At 38.8% G+C, this 23,430-nt stretch carries 19 protein-coding genes; 11 read left to right on the top strand and 8 right to left on the bottom strand.

From position 1 onward, the window contains the following. Positions 1 to 38: 38 nt before the first annotated feature. The 7 genes from QNH48_RS27450 to QNH48_RS27420 form a co-directional block, all read right to left on the bottom strand. Positions 39 to 1,559 carry a glycine betaine uptake BCCT transporter gene (locus QNH48_RS27450; RefSeq protein ID WP_283952815.1) on the bottom strand — a complete coding sequence of 507 codons (1,521 nt, stop codon included), beginning with the start codon at positions 1,557 to 1,559 and terminating at the stop codon, positions 39 to 41. A 66-nt stretch (positions 1,560 to 1,625) separates the two neighbouring features. Next, positions 1,626 to 2,288, bottom strand: coding sequence for a hypothetical protein (locus QNH48_RS27445; RefSeq protein ID WP_283952814.1), 663 nt, complete (start codon positions 2,286 to 2,288; stop codon positions 1,626 to 1,628). A gap of 120 nt (positions 2,289 to 2,408) precedes the next feature. Then, on the bottom strand, positions 2,409 to 3,995 hold the full coding sequence (locus tag QNH48_RS27440) for an acetolactate synthase large subunit (RefSeq protein WP_283952813.1): 1,587 nt from the start codon (positions 3,993 to 3,995) through the stop codon (positions 2,409 to 2,411). A gap of 908 nt (positions 3,996 to 4,903) precedes the next feature. Then, entirely contained in the window at positions 4,904 to 6,343 is a 1,440-nt protein-coding gene (locus QNH48_RS27435; RefSeq protein ID WP_283952812.1) for a L,D-transpeptidase family protein, read from the bottom strand. 477 nt (positions 6,344 to 6,820) lie between these two features. Further along, positions 6,821 to 7,189: a cupin domain-containing protein gene (locus tag QNH48_RS27430; protein WP_133369915.1), complete on the bottom strand. Its 369-nt coding sequence runs from the start codon at positions 7,187 to 7,189 to the stop codon at positions 6,821 to 6,823. Between the two features lie 24 nt (positions 7,190 to 7,213). Then, complete coding sequence (gene lsrK / locus QNH48_RS27425; RefSeq protein ID WP_283952811.1) at positions 7,214 to 8,773, bottom strand: autoinducer-2 kinase; 1,560 nt, start codon at positions 8,771 to 8,773, stop codon at positions 7,214 to 7,216. 49 nt (positions 8,774 to 8,822) lie between these two features. After that, a complete protein-coding gene (locus QNH48_RS27420) occupies positions 8,823 to 9,743 on the bottom strand; it encodes a sugar-binding transcriptional regulator (RefSeq protein WP_133369913.1) in 921 nt (306 codons plus the stop codon). Between the two features lie 377 nt (positions 9,744 to 10,120). Between QNH48_RS27420 and QNH48_RS27415 the strand changes: the two genes are divergently transcribed. The 7 genes from QNH48_RS27415 (at position 10,121) to fba (ending at position 17,129) form a co-directional block, all read left to right on the top strand. Continuing rightward, on the top strand, positions 10,121 to 11,629 hold the full coding sequence (locus QNH48_RS27415; RefSeq protein WP_283952810.1) for a sugar ABC transporter ATP-binding protein: 1,509 nt from the start codon (positions 10,121 to 10,123) through the stop codon (positions 11,627 to 11,629). Next, a complete protein-coding gene (locus tag QNH48_RS27410; protein WP_133369911.1) occupies positions 11,622 to 12,617 on the top strand; it encodes an ABC transporter permease in 996 nt (331 codons plus the stop codon). Before QNH48_RS27415 ends, QNH48_RS27410 begins: the two co-directional genes overlap by 8 nt. 7 nt (positions 12,618 to 12,624) lie before the next feature. After that, positions 12,625 to 13,623, top strand: coding sequence for an ABC transporter permease (locus QNH48_RS27405; RefSeq protein ID WP_283952809.1), 999 nt, complete (start codon positions 12,625 to 12,627; stop codon positions 13,621 to 13,623). A gap of 6 nt (positions 13,624 to 13,629) precedes the next feature. After that, on the top strand, positions 13,630 to 14,706 hold the full coding sequence (gene lsrB / locus QNH48_RS27400; protein ID WP_283952808.1) for an autoinducer 2 ABC transporter substrate-binding protein LsrB: 1,077 nt from the start codon (positions 13,630 to 13,632) through the stop codon (positions 14,704 to 14,706). A 47-nt stretch (positions 14,707 to 14,753) separates the two neighbouring features. Further along, on the top strand, positions 14,754 to 15,632 hold the full coding sequence (gene lsrF, locus QNH48_RS27395; RefSeq protein WP_283952807.1) for a 3-hydroxy-5-phosphonooxypentane-2,4-dione thiolase: 879 nt from the start codon (positions 14,754 to 14,756) through the stop codon (positions 15,630 to 15,632). 85 nt (positions 15,633 to 15,717) lie between these two features. Further along, the gene (locus tag QNH48_RS27390; protein ID WP_133369907.1) at positions 15,718 to 16,227 is read left to right on the top strand and encodes a type 1 glutamine amidotransferase domain-containing protein; all 510 of its coding nucleotides are present in this window, start codon (positions 15,718 to 15,720) and stop codon (positions 16,225 to 16,227) included. Between the two features lie 29 nt (positions 16,228 to 16,256). Further along, positions 16,257 to 17,129, top strand: a complete 873-nt coding sequence (gene fba / locus QNH48_RS27385) for a class II fructose-1,6-bisphosphate aldolase (RefSeq protein WP_133369906.1) — start codon at positions 16,257 to 16,259, stop codon at positions 17,127 to 17,129. A 210-nt stretch (positions 17,130 to 17,339) separates the two neighbouring features. Here fba and QNH48_RS27380 read toward each other — a convergent pair whose 3' ends face one another. Continuing rightward, entirely contained in the window at positions 17,340 to 18,545 is a 1,206-nt protein-coding gene (locus QNH48_RS27380) for an MFS transporter (RefSeq protein WP_283952806.1), read from the bottom strand. A gap of 204 nt (positions 18,546 to 18,749) precedes the next feature. Here QNH48_RS27380 and QNH48_RS27375 point away from each other — a divergent pair, with 204 nt between their 5' ends. The 4 genes from QNH48_RS27375 (at position 18,750) to ganQ (ending at position 23,419) form a co-directional block, all read left to right on the top strand. Then, positions 18,750 to 19,742 carry a galactan degradation operon transcriptional regulator GanR gene (locus tag QNH48_RS27375; protein ID WP_095251738.1) on the top strand — a complete coding sequence of 331 codons (993 nt, stop codon included), beginning with the start codon at positions 18,750 to 18,752 and terminating at the stop codon, positions 19,740 to 19,742. A gap of 161 nt (positions 19,743 to 19,903) precedes the next feature. After that, a complete protein-coding gene (ganS, locus tag QNH48_RS27370) occupies positions 19,904 to 21,181 on the top strand; it encodes an arabinogalactan oligomer ABC transporter substrate-binding protein GanS (protein ID WP_283952805.1) in 1,278 nt (425 codons plus the stop codon). Between the two features lie 126 nt (positions 21,182 to 21,307). After that, positions 21,308 to 22,564 carry a galactooligosaccharide ABC transporter permease GanP gene (gene ganP / locus QNH48_RS27365; protein ID WP_095251740.1) on the top strand — a complete coding sequence of 419 codons (1,257 nt, stop codon included), beginning with the start codon at positions 21,308 to 21,310 and terminating at the stop codon, positions 22,562 to 22,564. Positions 22,565 to 22,567: 3 nt separating this feature from the next. Continuing rightward, positions 22,568 to 23,419: a galactooligosaccharide ABC transporter permease GanQ gene (gene ganQ, locus QNH48_RS27360; protein ID WP_283952804.1), complete on the top strand. Its 852-nt coding sequence runs from the start codon at positions 22,568 to 22,570 to the stop codon at positions 23,417 to 23,419. Positions 23,420 to 23,430 lie beyond the last annotated feature (11 nt).

Genomic DNA, 23,430 nt, shown 5'->3' with positions numbered 1-23,430 from the left:
GTAACTACCAAGTAAGGATGAGTTAGTGAAAAAAACCATCAGAACCGTCCCCTCGGTTCCCTCGGTTTTTCCCCGATTTCACTTTTTAATCCTTTTAGTAAAGAGAAGCACATGACAATCATGATGAGGGCAAAAGGGAGCGCGGCTGCGATGGAGGCTGTTTGCAAAACGTTCAACCCCCCAGCTAATAGTAATACGGCAGCCAATGCAGATTGAATAACACCCCAAGTCATTTTGATTTTATTTGAAGGATTTAATGTCCCGCCTTCACTAAGCATCCCCAAAACAAAAGTGGCTGTATCGGCAACGGTTATATAATAAATGGCTACGACAGCAAACCCTAAGATACTTAACACAGAACTTAATGGGAGATAATCAAAGAATGTGAAAATAGCCAAAGAAACATTTTCGGTAATATATTTTGCCAGATCATGGTTACCTGTGTTTTGAACGATTTCAAGCGCAGACCCACCAAATATGGACATCCAGAGACATGTTCCGAGTGTAGGGACAATTAACACACCGATTACAAACTCTCTTACGGTTCGACCCTTCGAAACTCTGGCAATAAACATACCTACGAACGGTGCCCAGGCAATCCACCATGCCCAATAAAAAAGCGTCCAGGATGCAATCCATTCCCCTTCTCCGAAAGGTCTAAGCCTTAAACTCATATGAATAAAGTCACTAATATAAAGGCCCGTCGTATTAAAGAAGACCTTAATAATCGTCATGGTGGGACCCACAATCAAAATCAACAGCATAATCGCAAAAGATAAAATCATCGCCGCATTGGATAAGAATTGGATTCCTTTCTCTAAACCTGTATTGATGGAGATGATAAAAAGGACTGTCGCTACCGCAATGACGATTAGTTGGACGAATAACTCATTGGGAACACCGAAAATCGCATGCATTCCAGCCGTAACTTGCATAGCACCTAGGCCTAAAGAGGTGGCTATCCCAAAGACGGTTGCGAAGATAGACAGGATATCAATCGTTTTTCCTATCGGACCATAGATTCTCTCACCCAGAACCGGATGGAACGCAGAACTGATGGCTGCAGGTAGCTTCTTATTATATTGAAAAAAGGCAAGAGCAAGACCAATCACCGTGTAAATGGCCCATGGGTCTAGCCCCCAATGGAAAAATGTATATTTCATGGCAGTATTGGCAGCGTCAATCGTATATCCTTTTCCATAAGGAGGAGTCGTGTAGTGGGTAACAGGTTCAGCGACACTCCAGTACACAATTCCTATCCCCATTCCTGCACCGAACAACATAGCAAGCCAAGAGGCCGTGTTAAAATCAGGCTTGTCTGTTTTTTTGCCTAACCGAATATCGCCATATCTAGAGAACAATAAATAGATAGAGAAGATGACAAAGAAGAGGGTGGCACCAAGATATACCCATCCCAGGTAATCAATCGATCCATTGTAAATCGTATCAGTGACCTTTGCGAGATTATCTGTAAAAAAGACTCCCCAAACAATAAAGATGAGAGTGAGTAACAATGATAAAATAAAAACAATGTTTTCGTTCAGTTTTTTCCGATCCATATAAACCTCCTACTAGGTGTAAAGAAAAATAAGAAACGCTATCGTTTTTATCAGTTCAAAGGTCGTTCATTTATCAAGGAGATTATAGAGAAATTCCCACTTGGCACTGTTCCTCAACTCTTCTTGCGACAACTCCAAACCACCGCCAAGGTAAACCGTGCCGCGTTTTAGTGCGACCACCATAGACTCATATCCTTCATCATTTTTATAAATATCTCCTATAGCAGGGAAGTGTTCGTTGTTCTGGTTATGTAAATCGTTGGAATCAGCATCTTGTAAGTTTTCTGCATCTACACCTTCACTATTTTGATAATCGATTGAAGTACTCCCATTCGCACGGCCTGGTACCATTAATAAATACTCGTTATGCTTAATTCCATGAGAATTACTTGTAACGACCCCTTGTTTATCAACGGTTTCAACAAGATCGATCTCATTTAGAGAATAAGTATCCAGGGAATCGGGCATTGGATTATGAATTAAAACATAATCTCCTACTTCAGCTTTGCGATCGCGACTGAGCGTATAAGCTTTATGATTAAAAATAAAGCTGTCAAGCTCCTTAGGTTTGACTTTCTCTACACTCGCTGACTTGGTTAATTGCTGCGTCAAATCCCTAAGCCTAATAATATGAACAGATTGTTTATACATCGGCTTTACGCCATATACCCTATGCAACTCATTGTTGTAATAGACAAATTGTCCTTTTCGTACTTGATACAATTTCACAGACAAATCTCCTTTCCATGGGGACGGTTCTCTTGGTCATACTTACTTGGTAGGTGTCTCATCGGTACCTGTAACCAAGTGAAAAAGTCCATCAGAACCGTCCCCGCGGTTTTCGCGGTTTTAATTTTGGATAACGTCAATCAGTGTCAGTTCATTGGTTTGATTTAATGCATCCCTCAATACTTGCTCAAATTCATTCAATTGATTAGGTCTTACTCCTTTTATTCCAAAGCTTTCAGCTAGCTGCACAAAGTCAGGGTTTCCAAAGTCTGTACCAAAGCTATGATCAAATTTTTCTTGCATCATTTGTTCTTCTAGTTTTAACCCAGAATTATTTAAAACAATGATGATAAAAGATACGCCTAATCGTTTCGCGGTCTCTAGTTCGGAAATATTCATCAAGGCCCCGCCATCACCAGTAATACAAATAACGGGAGCGTCCGGGCAAGCTAATTTGGCACCAATGGCACCAGGCAAGGCAATTCCCATTGAGGCTAATCCATTGGAGACGATGAGTCGACCGGCTTGTTTTGGCTGAAACGTACGGGCAATGGATACCTTGTGGGCACCCACATCTGAAATAACGATGGTCTTTTCCGTTGTGAGTTTTTCAATAACGGTCAGGATATTTTCTATCGATAAGGATTGATTTCCTTTTGGATCTAAATTAAGTTGATAAGCTGTCTCAATCCGTTCTTTTAGATTCCCAATCGGAACCCACGGCCTAGAGGGGATATCCAGTTTATTAAGTGCCTGGAAGGTCTCCTTTAAATTTCCTGCCAATTCCCCCTTAACAGGGTAGTGCTCGTCCATTTCAGCTGGCAGTGGATCAATATGTAAAATAGGGCACATCTTTTTATTCCAATCCTTAGGCAGCTTTTCAATCAAATCAAAACCAACGACAAGTAATAAATCAGATTCCTCGATAATCGGTAAACCTTCATCTTCTTTGGTAAAACCAAATGTAAAATAATTTAGTGGATGGTTTTTAGGTAATATTCCTTTTGCCATAAAACTATGGATCACAGGTGATTGTAGGTTTTCGACAAATGTGAGCAGTTCGGCCGCTGCGTCTTGCCTTATAACTCCATTTCCTACAATGACAACTGGTTTTTGGCTCTGAGCTAGTAGCGTACGAGCATCCTCGATTGCTTGTGAAACGGGTGCACTTTTTGGAATAGGTGTTACGGGTAATGGCTGGGTTGGAATCATTTGAGACGCTAAGTTCTCGGGTAATTCAATTAAAATAGCACCCGGCTTTTCCATTTGTGCAACTCTAAATGCCTTACGAATGATGGTTGAAATGGTTTGTGAATCTTTAATTTGAACACTCCACTTGGTAGCGGGTTCAAATATTTTAACGATATCTAAATATTGGTGGGATTCTAGATGCTGCCGATCCAAGCCTGCTTGTCCTGTGATGGCTACAACTGGGGAATGGTCAAGAGTTGCACTTGCTATTCCGGTCAACAGATTGGTTGCGCCAGGTCCTAATGTCGCTAAGCAAACACCAGCCTTTTTTGTTAATCTACCGTATACATCCGCCATAAAAGCGGCTCCTTGTTCATGACGAACATTTACAAATTGAATTTGTTTTGACCTAGACAATGAATCCATCAGGTCAAGGGTTTCCTTCCCTATGATTCCAAAAATATACTCAACGCCCTCATTTTCTAAGCACTGCACAAGTAAATCCGTTGCTTTCATAAGAATCCCCTTTCAAAGTACACTTTTCCTATTTTTCCCGTTCATTCACAAAAAAACCAAAAAAACTATTTCGTTGTGAAATAGTTTTTGGGCAGTGGGCCGTGGGGAAGGTTCTCCTGGTCAATTCTTTGTTAGCTGTAACCAGTGAAAAAAACCATCAGAACCGTCCCCGCGGTTTTCTCGGTTTTAGTAGCCGTAAAACAAGCTCGATCCATAACCAACAATATACTAGTGAAAATAGGTGAATAATGAGGATGTTCAGTATTATAAATTCCATTAGGAATGGCCCTAAAATTGGAAATTGGAAGATATAGAGTAGGAGACAAATCCCTATAGATAAGAACAAACTTGAAAAGGTTATAACTTTCCAAAGCTGATTAAACAAATTTAACCCTAAGCCTATTCCGGTGGCCATTGCACCAGTCGTAAATGGAAAGACAATAAGTTCTGAAGGCTGAATGAGCAGTAATAGGAAAATGGTAAGAAAATAGCTCAAAATTCCATACGAGGGTAAAATCAATATGCTTATGATGATGGGGGCGGTGGAAAAGGGGCTTATAAGCATTCCGATTCCTGGAATTATTCCGCCTGCACCCTGTAATATAGCGGCGATTAGACTCATTAACGCAGAAAAAACCAGTTTAAAGGTGAAGCTTCTCTGATTTCTTGCAATCCTAATGACGGGTAAGATGTTTTCTTTTATATCCTTATTCCAAAACATAGAAGTAATCACCCTTTTTATCATAGTAAGAAGATAGGATTTTTTAGGATACTTCTATAAAGGTATTCTCAATTTGAAGCTTGTAGAATTAATAATGCGGTAACCGCACCTTTTACGGTTAGGCTGATAGATTTGTATTTTCACAGAAAAAAATCAGGAAATCATAAGATTCCCTGATTCTAACTTTCTAATAAACAACAACTGGATCGTATACACTGAGATTATCATACACGGCTTTCATGACACTCGGAGAAACGTTTACGCATCCACCTGATCCTTGGGTAAGATAGGCGTTGCTGTTCCAGTTTGTTCGCCATCCTGCATCGTGAAAACCTTGGCCGCTGTTTGTAAATGGAGCCCAATAATCGACTTCAACGGAATAATCGGGTTTGCCGACGGCACTTCCCTTGAGTGTGTATGGTGTTCGTTTAAAGAGGATATACCATACTCCTTTTGATGTATCTTCACCTGTACTATGCTTGCCGGTAACCACATTCGTGGTTAGGACCAATTGTCCATTCTTGTAAATCCAAATACGCTGTTCGGCAATGGATACTTCAGCATAGGTATCACCAATGCCATTGTTTGTTGTTGTTTCATAGCCATAGCCCTCATTGCTCCAGCCATTTCCGTGAATATTAGAAGCAGAAATTGATTTTTCCCCTTTTTCAAAGGCTGCTTGAACCAGAGCTGTTTCTTTTTTGACATCAAGTGCCCAGCCATAACCTTCTCCCTTAACCGATATGACGGAACCTGAATGGTTCTTAAAGGTGAAATTCTTACCTAATGTTGATTGAGCGTTATTAATTTCAGCGATTTTATTTTTCAGGATGCTTGGGTCTATCGTAATTTTCAAATCTTTTGTCACAGTGGCATTTTTAATGAGATCGCTGCCCTTTAAAGAATGTACTTTATCCTGTACCTTATAGTCCACCGTATGCTGAAGGAGTGCTTCCAGCTTTTTCTTTTCGTTAATGATAGTGCTACTTTCCTCTGTAAGTGGCTGTAAAAGTGCAGGCGTTAAATGGATTTCACTCGTGAATTTCTGACTTTGGTAGTCCTTCAGTAGACCTTCTATATCATATTGCTCTCCACTAATGCCTTTGGTAACCACAATTTTACCTTGCTCCAGCTTAACTTGAGCATCTGTAGGAGCTTTTAAATTCTGATTCAATGAGATGAGTTTTTGTTCCAGTTCCTCTTTCAAGCTGTCACTGCGATATGGGTCTAGTTTGCTTGGCGTTAATGAATACTCTTTAGACTTAAATATGGGAAAAAATGTCCACTGATTTTTAAGTAGTTTTTTAACTTCAAGCAAATCATCTTCTGCAAATCCCAACTTAGTATCTTTTCCGTCTATAATTTGCTGTTCTCCGACATAAACGATGTTACTTAAAACAGTTGTTTCTAATTTTTCTAGTGCCTTTTCTGCGGTCAGTCCACCAACCTCTATGCCATTAATCTTGACCTTTGGATTAAAGTGAGTTGCCTGGTAAAAGCTCATTGCTGCACATATGAGTGCGATAACAAGGATGATACCTGCTGTAATGAACTTCCAATTCTTAAACCTTTTAAATGAACTTCCTGTATTCATTTCTACCCTTGATTCTTGTATAGCATTTTCCATGTTAATCCCCCCGCTACCTTTAAACCCAGCATTCGAAGTCCATCAACAGTAAGTTGATGTTCATCAATGCTTTTAATCCTTTATAAAATACTACTCCTATTTTACTATATTGAATAGTAAAATCTTTGTCGTTTTATGTAAATAAGTGGGAATTATTTATTTTATGGAATCTGGAGTGACTGAAAAGGAAAAAGGGAAGAGGTTTCGGTCAATGCAGGGTATCTGGAGTGACCGAAAAGGAAAATGGAATGGGGCTTCGGTCAATGCAGGGTGTCTGGAGTGACCGAATAGGAAAATGGAAGGTTGCTTCGGTCAATGCAGGGTGTCTGTAGTGACTGAATAGGAAAACGAGAAGGGACTTTGGTCAATGCAGGGCGTGTAGAGAGACCGTGAAAATACCCACATCCAATTAATTGATGTGGGTATTGTTTATTGGAACCTTCACAATTAGGTTAGATGAGTGAGACACCAGAACCGTCACTTTGTTTGGCTTAATCCGTAAGGCTTGTAATCGACATCAACCTTGTCTTGTATTTGATAGGGGGCCAGCATGAAGGCGGCTTTGAAGATTGTGTCGCCTTTGTTGATTAAGTAGTGGACTTTCTTGGGTTCAACGTGAATGAAATCGCCTTGTTTGCATTGGAAAATTTCGTTGTCGATATGGATTTCCAGTTCACCTTCCAGTATAAAGAAATTTTCTTCCATGATGTTATGATAATGTGCATTGAAATCCTGCCCTGGCTGCAATACAACGATACCAAAGTTCATTCTAGGTCCTTTTAATAGATACTTGGGACCGCTGTCGCTAAATCGATATTCTCTCTCATTCTCGTTAATAACTGACATTTTCAATCTCTCCCTTTTACTAGTTTATATTCCTGGAGCAATCCACATATGGTCCGTATGTCCCTGGTCAGCAAGATCCAATTGTACTTTGTATATGGATTCCCACTTTTTATATAGTTCTTCATAAATTAAGCGATTCGATTGGATTGGTTCGAAGGTTTTTTCAAATTTTACAACGTTATCAATGGCTTCATTAAAGCTTTCATAAACACCTGCCCCTACACCTGCACAAATTGCAGCACCAAGAGCTGTAGATTCCTTTACTACTGGAACTTTTACTTTCATATTCAGAACGTCAGCAACAATTTGGCACCAAAGGTCACTTTTTGAAGCGCCTCCGCCAAAAACAATCGATTCTGGCGATGTGTTTGTAATAGTGGAAACCCTTTCAATATTTCCTTTGGTAACAAAAGCGGCATTTTCCATAATGGCGCGATAAAAAGTGGCTTTATTGAAAGAACTATTAAATTTAAAATCTATGAAACTTGGTGCCGCATGTTTCCAAGAAAAGTAATTCATTGTATCGGAAAACGTGCAAATCATTCCGTGACAGCCGGCAGGAATATTTCGGGCACGTTTCTCCATTTGGGCATAAATGCTTTCGTGGCTTTGCTCTTGAAGATAGGCTTCAAGATCACAAAACGTATCTCTGAACCATCTCATGATTAAACCGGGAAAGAAGGCAATCGCTTCATATTGCCAAGTATTTGGGATGGCATGGCAATTAACTCTTACTTTACAAGAATCATTGATTTCAACCTGGTTGGTTGTATATTCATACTGCCAAAAGCTCCCGCCCAAAACAGCTGCATCGCCTTCATTGATGACGCCCATGCCGATGCAGCCTAATTGAGCATCCCCGCCCCCAGCAACAACTTTAGTATGAGTGCTAAGCCCAGTAAGTGCTGAGAAATCCTCGGTAACATTGCTGATAATGGTTCCGCTTTCATTTACAACAGGAAAAATATCGTTTCTTAGACCGACCTTCTCTGTAATACTTGGATCCCAAATTCTTTTTTTAATATCGAAGAGACCGGTTGTGCATCCGTTAGAAGGTTCAACCGAAATCACATCCGTTAAGCGATATGTAATCCAGTCGTTCAGCATCGAAACATATTTGATTTTGTTATACGTTTCTGGGATATTATTTTTTACCCAAAGGATTCGGGGAATAGCTCCTAATGAAAAGGTCTGCCCGGAAATTTTATGAATTTCCATTTCAATTGTGTCACTGATTTTATATAAGTTAGCGACTTCATCATTAGACCTCGAATCTACGTTGGCACAGGCCCAGAGCTCCTTCCCGTTTTCATCATATAAAACAATGGCTTCACGCATGCTGGTGGTTGAAATGGCTGCGATGTTTTCTGGATTCACCTTGCTCTTAGCTAAGATTTCTCTGATTAGATTAATGATAATGTCAATATTTTTGTTGATATCAAAGTCCATTGAACCTGGATACCTTTTATCTTCATTATGGGTCCATTCTGATTGTGTAACAAAGAGTTCATTGCCTAATGTGTCAAAAAGTATGACTCTGACACTGCCGGTTCCGGCATCAATCGCCATTAAGTACTTTTCCATGCATTTTCTTCCTTTCCGCCATTATTTTTAGATCCTGATCAGAAGAATTTTAATCAATTAGACTTTTGGCAACTGTTTCATCGGTAATTAATACATCTATATATCCCCCTTTTAATGCACCGATAATTGCCTCTCTTTTTTCTAGTCCTCCAGCCACAGCAACAACCTGGTTCAGTGATTTTAAGAGATTGATATCTGTACTAATTAGATGTTTATGCAAGCTAAAGTCTAAAACATTTCCATTTTTATCATAAAATTGACTTAATAAATCTCCCACAGCACCCATTGACTTAAAGATTTCAATATCATTCGTGTTCAAATAACCTTCCTTAACAATGGTGGCTCGTTCATTTACTGCTCCAATGCCAATGATCGTGATGTTGGAGTAAGGAATCATGTTAAAAATCTTCTTGATTGGCTTTTCATTAATCAACTGTTGGGCGAGGTGCTCTGTGGATGCCAATAATGGAGCGGGCATAATGTAATGGTTGTAATTGGGATTTGTATAATAATCAGATGATGAATCCACTGCCGTTGGGATGTAAAATCTTACGCCGCCAGATAAAGAAACGAAAGTAACTTTATACTTAGTGGAGATATTTAAGTGCCCTAGTGTCCTTGAAACAGCCTGCCCATAACCGACATTAATCATGGTATCGCTGGTAATTCTGTCTTCAATATATTGAGCAGCTGCTTGGGTAAGGCTTTCTAACAGGTTTTGGTTAGTGTCCGGAACAATATAAATATCTTGTAAATCATATTGCTTCTTAATTTTATTTTGCAGATCCATGTCAACAAAATTATCTAGGTTAATTTTAAATTGGATAATGTTGCTTGCCTTGGCGATATCCAGGTATTTTATCACTTTCATTCTGGACAGGTTTAAAGACTCCGCTATTTCATTTTGAGTCATTCCTTCATTGTAGTATTTCCATGCGACTTTTATTATCAGGCTATTTTCGTATGACATCCTATTCACTCTTTACTGTTTATTTTTATAACAAAAATTTAATGCAAAAACTTTTTCGTTACTATTGTTTGATGATAAAACAAATATATCAACAAACATCTCCTTCGTCAATACAGACATATCCTCTTTTTAATAGATAATTTTTTCAGTATTGAGTCTATTTTTTAATGAAATTATTGATATTTATCAAGATTTTTAAAGGGTAAAACTAATAATCTATCCTTGGACAAGCTACTAGAATTGCAGATGATACTGAATAGTGTGAAAAGTTTGATAATGGATAAAATGATTGTTGATTAATAAAATGTATTGAATTATAATGAATTTATAAAATATGGAAAGCGGTTACACATATAGTGCTAAGGTAGGGGGGTATTATGGAAGCGCCGAAGAACTTAGTGAGATTGGATAATATTCAAAAGTCGTTTAACCGGAACACGGTTTTGGAAGGGGTTTCACTGGAACTTAATGAGTCAGAGGTTATATCGATTATAGGTGGTAATGGAGCAGGGAAGAGCACCTTAATGAAAATTCTCACTGGAATTTACCAAGCAGATGCTGGGTTAATTGATATTAGTGGTGAAAGGGCAGATCATTTAAATCCTAATTCGGCCCATGAAAGAGGCATTTATTTAGTGCCGCAGGAACCGTTGTTATTCCCTAATATGACGGTTGAGCAAAACCTGACGATTGGAATTAGAAAAAATAAATATGAAGTTAGAGAAGAATCGAATAAGCTCATTAAACAATTAGGATGGAATATTGATTTAAATCGGTTAGCCGCTACATTGAGTATTGCTGAACAACAACAGCTTGAGATTATAAAAGGACTTCTAAGAAAGTCGAAGGTGTTAATTCTGGATGAGCCTACTTCTACTTTGACGTTTTCAGAAACAGAGTCTTTATTCAAAGTGGTAGAACAGTTAAAGAATTCCGGGGTGGGAATCTTCTATATTACCCATCGTCTTGATGAAGTCTTTCGAATTTCTACTCATGCCGTCATATTAAGGGACGGTAAAGTAACGCTTAAAGGGAAAATAGAAGAATTTACAAAAGATATGTTAATTCAAGGGCTTCTTCCTGTCGGAAACAAAAATAATTACGAGGATCACTTTGAAAGACGAGTGGTCAATCGTGAGGAAGATGAACCGATTCTTAAGGTTGAAAATATTGTTGGCGACGGATTTAAGAATATTAGTTTTGAAGTTTACAAGGGAGAAGTTGTGGGTCTTGCTGGTCTTGTGGGAGCAGGCAGAACAGAGATCGCCGAAGCAATTTACGGTGTTAATCCTATCGAGAGTGGAAAGGTTTATCTTGATGGAAAGGATATTACCAAGCTGTCGATAAATGAAACGGTGAACAGTGGCTTGGCGTACATCCCCGAAGATCGATTTTTGAACGGTATTTTTTCGATAAGCTCTGTAAGAAATAATATCACATCACAAATTATTAAACGGCATGGTTTATTTACAAAGAAAAGGTCCGAAGAACACGTTGCAAACCAGTATATTGATAGATTAAGAATTAAGGTGAATTCCCAAGATGATGAAATAAAATCACTTTCAGGCGGTAATCAACAGAAGGCTGTTATTGCAAGGGCGTTATCCATGAACCCTAAATTGATCATCATGGATGAACCAACAAGGGGAATTGATGCTGCTGCAAGGGGCGACATCTATTCCATCATTACAGAATTAAAAAATCAAGGATTTTCGATTCTGCTTATTTCCTCAGACCTGGAAGAAATTGAGAGAATAAGTGACCGCATCTATGCTGTCTATCAGGGAACGTGCAATGTTTGTCTAAGTTTAGCTGAAATTAATGCGACCAATGTCATGAAAGCGGCTTTTGGAACATTTGAAGGAAGTGATCAGGCACATGTCTAGGATTACGAACATAATCAAACTACGGGAATTTAGAACATTTATATTTTTAATCCTTCTATTTGTAGTGGTGGGTTTCATAAACTCTGACTATTTATCTTTACAAAATATCGATAAATCCTTGAAAAGTAGCCTGCTTTATATTGTTCTAGCGGTTGGAATGACCTTTGTTCTATTAACTGGGAATTTGGATATTTCAGTCGGAGGAACGCTAGGCTTATCTGCTGCTGTTAGTGGAACGATTCTAAGAGATGGTGGAAGTGTTTTTACAGCCGCAATCGCAGCCATTCTTATTGGAGTTGTTATTGGTCTTATTAATGGTTTTGGTGTAATAAAATTAAAAATTTCTTCCTTTATTATGACTTTAGCCATCCTCTCTATCACAAGGGTAGTCCAGGTGATTTATACGGATGGAAAATGGGTAGAAAATATACCGGCAAACATTAAAGAGCTTTCTAATATAGATATCTTCGGAATTAATGTATTGACTTTTATTGTTATTGTAGGGGTCGTATTCGTTCAGGTATACCTGTCCAAGAGCAGAAAGGGAAGGTATTACAACGCAATTGGTGACAACGTAGACGGGGCCATTTCCTTAGGTATTCCTGTAAATAGATATATTGCCTATTCCTTTGTCATTTCTGGTATCTGTGCTTCTTTAGCAGGATTAATCTTTGTTAGTCAAATTGGTTTTGTCTCCACAAATGCCGGTGCAGGAATTGAGTTAACTGTTATTGCGGCCTGCGTTCTTGGTGGTGTGTCATTGGTTGGCGGTATTGGCACGGTTGTAGGGGCGGCATTGGGAGCTATTATATTAACGTCTATCAACTCTGCTCTAGTTTATATGAAAGTACCAGCATTTTGGAATGATACGATTTCGGGTTCTTTATTAATAATCATTGTAGTTGTTGATGCCTTGCTTGCGTTTAATACCAATAAAAAGGCGAAAAAACTGAGATTAAATGCAAGAGTTCTGCAGAAGGAGGCTTAGAAATGACATGCTAAATAAAATCCCGAAATGGAACCTTACTTTATTCATTTTAATAATTTCTGAAATTATCGTGTTTGGGATGATTAATCCAAGATTCTGGAATGTCACGATCTTATTAAATAGTTTTAACGATTTTATATCTGTAGCAATTATTGGCTTTTTTGTCACGATGGTTGTTATTACAGGAGGAATAGACATTTCCGGCGTTTCTATTATCGGGTTAACCTCTGTTGTAACGGGCCTTTTGTCTCAAGTGGTTGGTATTAACATCTGGGTCTCTATCCTTTGTGCCATTTTAATTGGCGGATTATGCGGCCTTCTTAATGGAGTTCTGATTGCTTATGGCAGAGTGCAAGCGATGGTAATAACCCTTGGCGGCATGCTTTTATATAGTGGTATTGCCATTGTGTTGGTGGGATTGTCTGATGTAAGTACCTATGAAGGGATTTCAGGCTTTCCAGAAGGTTTTAGCCAAATTGCAAATGGAGAGGTCATGGGAATCCCTAATTCCGTTATCTTATTTATTGTAATGTTTTTTATTGCATATATCCTTCTGCACCGTACCAGGTTTGGCAGATATATATATTTAACAGGAATTAATCAAAACACAGCTGAGTACTCTGGCATCAATACTAAAAAAATTATTGCTGCTACATACTTCTTGTCAGGGTTAAGTGCTGGTATTGCAGGGGTAGTATTAACATCCTATTTAGGCAGTGCAAGATCTGATTATGGTGCTGAGTATCTTATGCCCATTCTAACTGTCGTTGTATTAGGAGGAACATTAATCACAGGGGGTAAAGGGGGTGTTATTGGGACAGCGTTAGCTAGCATTATATTAGGCTTTATGCAGATAGGCTTGCAAATGGCTGGAGTTTCAACGCAATATATTGGATTGGCTACGGGGGTCCTCCTTATTGTATCTGTTGCATTTCTGGGAATTAATCCGGATTTCAGATTTAACGTAAGAAGAATCTTCACACAAAAACAAAATATTGGGGGTTAAGCTGAAATGGGTAAATTTAAATCTATTAAACTATTGATTATTTTGGCGATTTTCATGGTATTTGTGGCTGCATGCTCATCCAATGAAGGAGCCTCTGGTGACGGAGATAAAAAGAAAGATGATAAAGATATCCAAGTAGTGTTCATTCCAAAAATGACTGGAAATGCATTCTTTGAATCTGGTAACGATGGTGCGCAGGAAATGGCTAAGAAGGTTGGTTTTAAAGTGAAATATGATGGAGCGCCAGAAGGTACGGTTGCTAATCAAGTGCAAATTATTAATAGTGCTGTAAATAGCGGTGCTGATGCTATTGCCATCTCTTCTGTCTCTTCCGACGGTTTGAATCAAGCGTTGAAAAAGGCGTTGGATGCGGGAATTAAAGTTGTAACATGGGATTCGGATGTTGATCCTAAATTTCGTTCTGTGTATGTCAACCAAGGTACACCAGAAATATTAGGAGAAATGCTTGTTGAAATGGCCGCAGAGCAAATGGATAACCCGGATGATGCTAAAAAAATTGCCTGGTTCTATTCAAGCCCAACCGTTCCGGATCAAAACTCTTGGGTTGAATATGCAAACAAATATATTAAAGAAAAATACCCAAAATGGGAAATTGTAACGACTCAATTTGGCGATGCGAATGAACAAAAATCATTACAAGTTGGCGAAAGTATTTTAGATTCATATCCTGATGTTGATGCTATTATTTGCCCAGACTCAACTGCACTTCCGGCAATGGCACAAGCTGCTGAAAATAAAGGGTTGAATGCAGAAGATGTCATCATTACAGGTTTTGCTTCTCCGAATTCAATGAGACAATTTATTGAAAATGGAACCATTAAAAACCATGGTTTATGGGATGTTAAGGATCAAGGTGCCCTTGCTGTTTACACGGCTTATTGGTTAGCTAAAGGAAATGATCTAAAGGTTGGGGACTCTATTGATGTTCCTGATATGGGTTCTGTTAAATTAGAGGCAAACTCTATTCAAGGTTACGATTATACAGCCGATGATTCTGGAATTATGGTTTTACCTGAACGAATTGTATTTACTAAAGATAATACTAACGACTACAATTTTTAATCTTTTTATCTAGTAGTTGTCAACAAAGAAGTAAAGGAGAGATAGTGGTGGCAGACATTATTGGTAACAAAAATGCAAAAGATTTTTCTGAGAGTGTTCCGTTTGCAAACAATGGGAATTTTCATGTAAAAGGTGCAAACAATTATGATTGGGGTATGAAGGATAGGTTATCGAGAATCTTTAACCCTGAAACTGGAAAAACAGTCATGTTGGCGTTTGACCATGGTTATTTCATGGGGCCAACTTCCGGATTGGAAAGGTTAGACTTGCTAATTCCTCGGCTGGCCAATTATGCCGATTGTCTAATGGGTACGAGAGGTGCCATTCGGAGTAGTGTTCCACCAACCTTTAATAAGGCGATTGCCTTACGGGCTTCTTCTGGTTCAAGTGTTCTTCAGGATGATCTAAGCCATGAATCGATGGTGGTTGATATTCAAGATGCGATTAAAATGAATGCAAGTGCCATCGCGATTCAAACATTCATTGGTGCTGATGGACAAAAGGAAACGATTGAAGAGTTAAACCGTGCTGTTAACTTTGGTATGAGATACTCGATTCCAACTTTAGGTGTAGTTGCTGTTGGAAAAGATATGGAGCGTACCACCAAGTTCTTCTTGTTGGCAACAAGAATGCTAGCTGAATTTGGCGTCCAAATTGTTAAAACATATTATTGTGATGATTTTGAAAAGGTTGCTGCATCCTGCCCTGTTCCGTTAGTAGTTGCAGGCGGCAAGAAAGTTCCGGAAAAAGATGCCCTTACCCTCGCTTACAACTCAATTCAAGGTGGAGCAGCTGGTGTTGATATGGGAAGAAACATTTTTCAATCGGATTACCCAGAAGAAATGCTTAAAGCGGTCAATAAGGTTGTTCATGAGGGTTATACCGATACAGAGGCTTATGAGTTTTTTCAACATCTTACTAACTAATTGAAATTATCTTTGTTGTAAAGTAAAGCTTCTGCTATATGGTAGGAGCTTTGCTTTTCATAGATAAAAAAGGGAGGAATATAAGATGGCAAAAGTGGCATTTTTATTGGCGAGTGATTTTGAGGATTCCGAAATGAAAAATCCGTATGAGGCTATAAAGGAAGCGGGACACGAAGCGGTTATTATTGGTATGGATAAAGGTGTAGTCTGCGAGGGAAAAAAGAAAACCGTCTCCTATACAACAGAGTTGTCGGCTGCTGAGGCAAATTCAACAAAGTTCGATGCGGTTATCATCCCAGGAGGCAGCGCACCGGAAACATTACGAGTGAATGAGGATGTAGTTAAGTTTGTAAAAGAACTAGATAACAATTCTAAGGTGGTTGCTGGGATCTGCCATGGACCACAGGTGATGATAAGTGCCAATATTTTAGCAGGGAAAACACTGACTTGCTATGTAGGGATTCGCGATGATGTAATCAATAGCGGCGCTAAATATATCGACGACGAGGTCGTTGTCAGCCAAAATATCATTACCTCCAGAACACCAAAGGACGAACCTGCATTTATAAGAGAAATTTTAGCGAAGCTTCAGTAAAAAAAGGTCTTAAGAAAGGTGGGATGGAGATGGACTTGGTTTCAGTAAAAGATATGGTAACAAATGCATTAAAAGATGGTTATGCTGTAGGTCATTTTGACATACATAATCTTGAATGGACGCAAGCCGTTTTGTCTGCCGCAGAAGAAGAAAATTCACCGGTAATTTTAGGGGTAACGGAAGCGGCAGTCCGCTATTTTGGCGGTTTTTGTGTAGTAGTAGATTTGGCTAAAGTCTTATTAAAGGAAATGAATATCACGGTTCCCGTTGGACTTCATTTGGACCATGGGTCCAGTTATGAAAATTGTAAACGTGCCGTGGATGCTGGGTTTACTTCGGTGATGATTGATGCATCCCATTTGCCTTTAAAGGAAAATATCGAAATAACGAAACAGGTTTCCGACTATGCACATAAACATGGTTGCTCGGTTGAGGCTGAGGTGGGAAGTATTGGTGGGACAGAAGATGGTGTAGTTCAGGTGGCGAATCCTGTTTATGCTGTACCTAAGGATTGTGAGGAACTAGTTGTACAAACTGGAGTTGATTTTCTTGCTCCGGCATTAGGTTCTGTTCACGGACTATATAAAGGGGAACCTAAATTAGGTTTTGATGAAATGAAAGAAATCGCAACTTTAACGAGAATACCTTTAGTGTTACATGGCAGCTCGGGTCTGCCGCCTGAACAAATTAAAAAGGCTATCTCATTGGGGACTGCAAAAATCAATGTGAACGCCGATAATCATTTGGCATTTACAAAAGCCGTGCGGAATGAACTGAGCAAGGATCCTGAACTCTATGATGCTAGTTGGTACATTGCATTGGGACGCGAAGCCGTAAAAAACAAAATCATTGTGAAGATGCGACTATTTGGATCATCTGGGAGGGTGCGAAACAATAGTTAGGGTAAGCGGCCTAAATCTCGACATTAAACTGATTCATTGAGTTGTCGCTTTGTTGTATTTGGGATAGATTAATATAATTACCTTGTAGGCTGTTGAGTAAAAAATCAACAGCCTTTTAAATTTATTGGAGTTGAATTTACGTGTATACCTCGGGTGACCCAACTTGAATACATAAAAAACAGCAACGAGATTTCGCTGCTGTAAAAGTATCTACATCTCAGGCTTTATTCTTACATCCTTCTTTACAATAAACCCAATCTTTTCGGTCGAAATAATCTTAAACAACAGTCCTTGAACAAAGATCGCAAAGAGCAGGTAGTAATAGGTCCATTCTTGAGCAAAAAGGTACAGGGCAATAAACGTAATAATCGAAAGAATCCTTCCGATATTGAGCATAATTTCCCTCATGACCATTGATTCTGTCCGAAGTCCTGATTTGGGAAGATCCTTTATCGTTCTAAACATGAAGCTAAAATAGGTGACGCCTAATAGTGCTTTGCTGATTTCATTTACGATAAGGAAGATAAACACTGTCCATATATTCATATTGAGAATCATCGGGATACATGAAAGGAAGTACATCAACCAGACAATCAGTAAAGTATGCGGCTCTCTTTCCCTATGGTTGTACTTGGAATGCCATAGACTTGAAAGAACAGCAACGGACCCGAACAAAATCGAGCTGATTCCCACGAGGAATTCATTCTTTACACTCATAAATAAAATGACTGTCGGGAAGAATCCCAGTAAACCTTCACAAATACCCCAAATCAACCATCCGAACCACATTGGTTTCAAATTTGGTTTTCGAGTGTTGAATCTCCATAATAAGCGCAGGTACAAAGGCTTTTTTGCAGAGGTATCCTTTGGCAGCCGAAAGCTAAGGATAAGACCTGTAAAAAATAATAACAAAGAAAGAGTAAATACAAGGTTGTAGCCAGTAAAATTCAATTTGGAAATAATAAACCCTGCAAAGGCAGGACCGAATGTATTGACTACTCCAAATACAGCCATTTGTTTTCCCATGAATTGCGAGCGGGACTGGTTGTCCACGAGGTCATAAATCAACACCAGGTAGCCGAGCCAGTAGAATCCTGCGGCGGTTCCATTTAGAATACCGATTAACATAGGATAAACAGCGGTTTTTTCTTGAAGAATAATAACAAGTAAATAAAAAATGGCTGTAAAGGCTATACCAATCTGAAAACTAAAGATTCGGTCCGTCCTTTTTGACAGCAGGGCACCAACTGCAAATGAGACGGTACCAAAAAAGAAGGTTACGAGGATAAAGGAAGCATTAACGGTCAAATCATTCGACAATCTCCACAAATAAAGATTTAGAAATAAACCTGACATGGTTGTCGCCAACCCGTAACAAGCATGGATACTAAGTAAAAATTTCTGTGCTGAACTCAAAATGTTCCCCTCAATCTTTTCAATACTTTACCTGAAATTTATTAAAGCATAATGAAAATGACAACACAATTGCTTTTTATTACCATGAAGCGAAAAAACGATGTTGAATTTTTGTAAATAATAAAGTAATATTTAGTAAATAAGTTTACTAAATTTCATTCACTTTTAGATAGTGATAAATAGAAATCATATGGAGGTTTCGTAATGGCCACAATAAAAGATATAGCCGAAAAGGCGGGTTATTCTACTTCTACTGTTTCCCGGGTTCTCAACAATGACCAAAGCCTTTCTGTTTCAGATGAAACGCGTGAAAGAATATATGAAGTGGCAGAAGAGTTGAATTATCGCAAAAAAACAGTGAGACTCCTCGTAAAGAATATCGCTTTTTTATATTGGTTAACGGATATAGAGGAATTAGAGGATGTTTATTTTAAAACAATGCGCATTGAGTTAGAGAAAATGGCAAGGCTATTCAATGTAGAACTGATTACCTACAAAATTAACGATGGTATTCACCAAATTCCAGATTCGATTGAAGGATTCATTGCCGTAGGTACGTTTTCAGACAAAGAGCTGGCGTATTTGAGAAGCATTACGTCTAATGGAGTCTTTTTGGATACATCACCTGACCCGAATCATTTTGATTCTGTCAGGCCGGATCTACCGCAAATTACAAGAAGAACCGTCGATTTCTTAATGGAAAAAGGTCATACAGAGATTGGTTTTATTGGCGGTACGTATCACAATCCAAACACAGATCAGGATGAAATGGATTTGCGTGAACGCGTGTTTCGCAGGTATATGGAGAGAAAAGGCTTATTAAAAGATCAATATGTTTTTCATGGCAGAGGATTTTCTGTTGATACGGGCTATTCTTTGATGAAAAGAGCCATTCAACAGCTGGGAGATCAATTACCTACGGCATTCTTTATTGCTGCGGACCCAATAGGAGTAGGCTGCCTGCAAGCATTGAATGAGCATGGAATTGCGATACCTAATCGTGTGAGTATTGTCAGCATAAACAATATTAGTGTGGCTAAGTATGTGTCACCGCCACTCACTACTTTCCACATTGATATGAGGGAAATATGTAAAAATGGTATTCAGTTATTGCTTGAACAAGTGGTGGAAAAACGCAAATTAGTTAAAACCTTATATATTGGATCTGAGCTCGTGGTTAGAAAGAGTACAAACTAATTTTTAAAATAGTTAATAATCTCGTAAAATTATTTACTTATTTTAGTAAATAAATTGTTTACATGTTTTCTTGGCGGTGGTATATTAAATTTACCGAAGCGCTTTCACAAAGTGCATTTAGTAAAAGAACGACTAAATATATTTTGAAAGGATGTACATCCATGAAAAAGTTTAAAAAGTACTTTAGCGTTATGAGTGGTATTGCTTTAAGTTTATCTTTAGTTGCCTGTGGTCCACAGGATGATGCGAAAGATAGCGGAGATAAAAAGGATGCAAATAAATCAAATGAGTTACTCGTTTGGGAAGACATTATGAAGGGTGAAGGTATTAAAGACGCCATCGCCAAATTTGAAGAAGAAAACAATGTAAAAGTTAAGATGGTAGAAAAACAATATACGAAACAAATTGAAGACTTGCGTCTAGATGGACCAGCAGGTACAGGTCCAGACGTTCTTACGATGCCAAGTGACCAGATTGGTACAGCTGTTACAGAAGGATTAATTAAAGAACTAGATGTGGATGATGCCACTCAAGGGATTTATACGGAAGCAGCGATGGACGCGCAAAAGGTAGAAGGGAAGGTTTACGGATTACCAAAGGCAGTAGAAACAACGATGCTATTCTATAATAAAGATCTTATCACTGAGGACAAGCTTCCGACTACTCTTGAAGGATGGTATGACTATTCTAAAGGTGTGGCCAATGGTGAAAAGTTTGGTTTCTTAGCCCTATTTGATCAAATCTATTATGCAAACAGTGTATTAAGCGGATATGGCGGCTACATCTTTGGTCAAAAGGGTGACGGAAGCTACGATCCAACGGATATCGGAATCAATAATGCTGGTGCCGTTGAAGGTGCAAAGTACATTCAGAAGTTCTATAAAGAAGGTTTATTCCCAGCAGGTATTGTTGGTGAACAGGGTATTAATGTAATTGAATCATTATTTACTGAAGGAAAAGCTGCTGCGATCATTTCTGGTCCATGGAATATTGAGCCATTTACTAAGGCTGGGGTAAACTTTGGTGTTCAAAAGTTACCTGAGCTTGGAAACGGAAAGAACATGGCAGCATTCATTGGTGTAAAAAGCTACAACGTAAGTTCTTATTCTAAAAACCCTGAGCTAGCTGAAAAGTTTGTTGAATTCATTTCAAACGAAGAAAACTCTAAAAAGAGATATGAAATTACAAAAGAAGTTCCAGCTGTAGCATCATTGGCTACTGACCCAGTTGTTACAGAAAGCCCAGCAGCAAAAGCAGTGGCTGAGCAATCTAAATTCTCTGTGTTAATGCCTAATATTCCTCAAATGAACGAAGTTTGGGCACCTGCTGACTCAGCATTACAAACCATTGCAACAGGTAAAGCAGAACCTAAAGCTGCATTAGATCAAGCGGTTGAAACCATCAAAGGTCAAATTGAAGCAAAACATAGCGGTAAATAATTAGTAATCACAATAATGGTGTCAAACGCTAATTATGTTTGACACCATATTTGTTATATGAATTCGAATAGTAGAACCATTAAATAATTCAACTTTAATGGTCATCTATATAAAGAGGTGAAGATAGTGCAACATCGTACGATAGCTCCGTTGTTATCCATTATTCCTGGACTTGGACAGTTTTACAATAAGCAATGGGTGAAGGGCCTTGTTTTCCTTATCCTTGCTGCATCGTTTTTTGTAGCCTTTGGGGATCTCTTAAATATGGGGTTTTGGGGACTTTTTACACTCGGTACGCAAGTGCCCAGGGATAACTCCATCTTTCTTTTGGCTGAGGGGATTATAGCTTTAATTGTTTCTGCGTTTGGACTTGGTATTTATTATTGGAATCTTAAAGATGCATACAATAATGGAAAATTACGAGATGAAAATTTCCCTGTTACTTCATTAAAGAGTGAGTATCAAAATTTAATTGGACAAGGATATCCTTACTTAATTAGTGGTCCATCATTGTTCCTATTAATTTTTGCGGTAATCTTTCCGATTCTGTTTAGTTTCGCGTTAGCTTTTACCAATTATGACTTATACCATTCACCGCCGGCGAACTTGGCAGATTGGGTTGGTCTCGAGACATTTGCTGAAATTTTCACTGTTGATATTTGGCGGTCCACGTTCTTTGATGTTTTAGCATGGACGGTTATTTGGACGCTTGTTGCCTCATCCCTTCAAGTTAGTCTTGGTGTTTTCTTAGCGATAGTCGTGAACCAAAAGGAAGTACGTTTCAAGAAATTCTTCCGTACCATTTTGGTTTTACCATGGGCGGTGCCGGGATTTGTAACGATCCTGATATTTGCCGGATTATTTAATGATAGTTTTGGTGCAATCAACAATGATATTTTAGCATTTTTCGGAATGGATCCTGTTCCGTGGATGACTGATGAGAAGTGGGCGAGAGTAGCGCTTATTCTTATGCAGGGCTGGCTTGGATTCCCTTATATCTTCATCGTAACGACTGGTGTCCTTCAGTCGATTCCTGAGGATCTATATGAAGCTGCCACGATTGATGGGGCCTCTATTTTTGCGAAATTTAAGAATATTACGATGCCAATGATATTAATTGCGATGGCACCGATTATTATTACGCAGTTTACCTTTAATTTTAATAACTTTAATATTATTTACCTTTTCAATGGCGGCGGCCCTGCTGTGGCGGGTTCAACGGCCGGTGGAACCGACATCTTGGTCTCATGGATCTATAAGCTGACCATGCAATCAAGTCAATACTCGCTGGCAGCAGCCTTAACGATTTTATTATCGATCTTTGTTATCGGTATCGCTTTATGGCAATTCAGGCGTACAAATTCATTCAAAGAGGGGGCATAAAATATGCAGACAACTATGAAAACTAACCGATTCGTCCGTCTATTTTTCACCTATGCCCTTTTACTTTTTATGACCGTCCTGATTATTTATCCATTACTTTGGACCGTGGGGGCAAGCTTTAACCCAGGTAACAGTTTAATCAGTACCTCGATTATCCCGGAAAATCCAACGCTGGATCACTACAAAGAGTTATTTGCGGGAAAAGAGAGTCTTCAATATGGAAAATGGTATTTGAACTCGTTGAAAATAAGCATATTTACTATGTTAGGGACGATGATTACCGTATCGTTTACAGCTTTTGCTTTTTCACGTTTTCGCTTTAAAGGAAGAAAAAATGCATTGATGCTATTTCTGTTATTACAAATGATTCCGCAATTTGCTGCGTTAATCGCACTGTTTGTATTAGCGCAAATCTTAGGAATGATGAATAGCCATTGGTTATTAATCCTCCTTTATATTGGCGGGCAAATTCCGATGAATACCTATCTAATGAAGGGTTATATGGATTCGATTCCAATGGATTTAGATGAAAGTGCAAAGATTGATGGAGCGAGCAATTCTAGGGTTTTTTGGCAAATTATCCTGCCCTTATCAAGGCCGATGTTAGCGGTTGTGGCGATGAATGGATTTACAGGGCCGCTTGGGGATTTCGTATTATCTTCGGTCATCCTCCGAACACCGGATTCTTTCACGCTGCCAATTGGCTTATATAAATTAGTGAACGATGTAATGGGTGCGAGTTATACGACCTTCGCAGCTGGTGCGATATTAATTAGTATTCCGATTGCCATTACCTTCTTGCTGCTGCAAAAGCAATTTGTATCTGGTTTAACTGCAGGTGGAACGAAGGGGTAATGGTGAAATAA

The organism is Neobacillus sp. YX16 (assembly GCF_030123505.1).
GTDB lineage: Bacteria > Bacillota > Bacilli > Bacillales > Cytobacillaceae > Neobacillus.
Note: the sequence above shows the minus strand (reverse complement) of the source record. Positions and strands in the feature narration are given on the sequence as shown.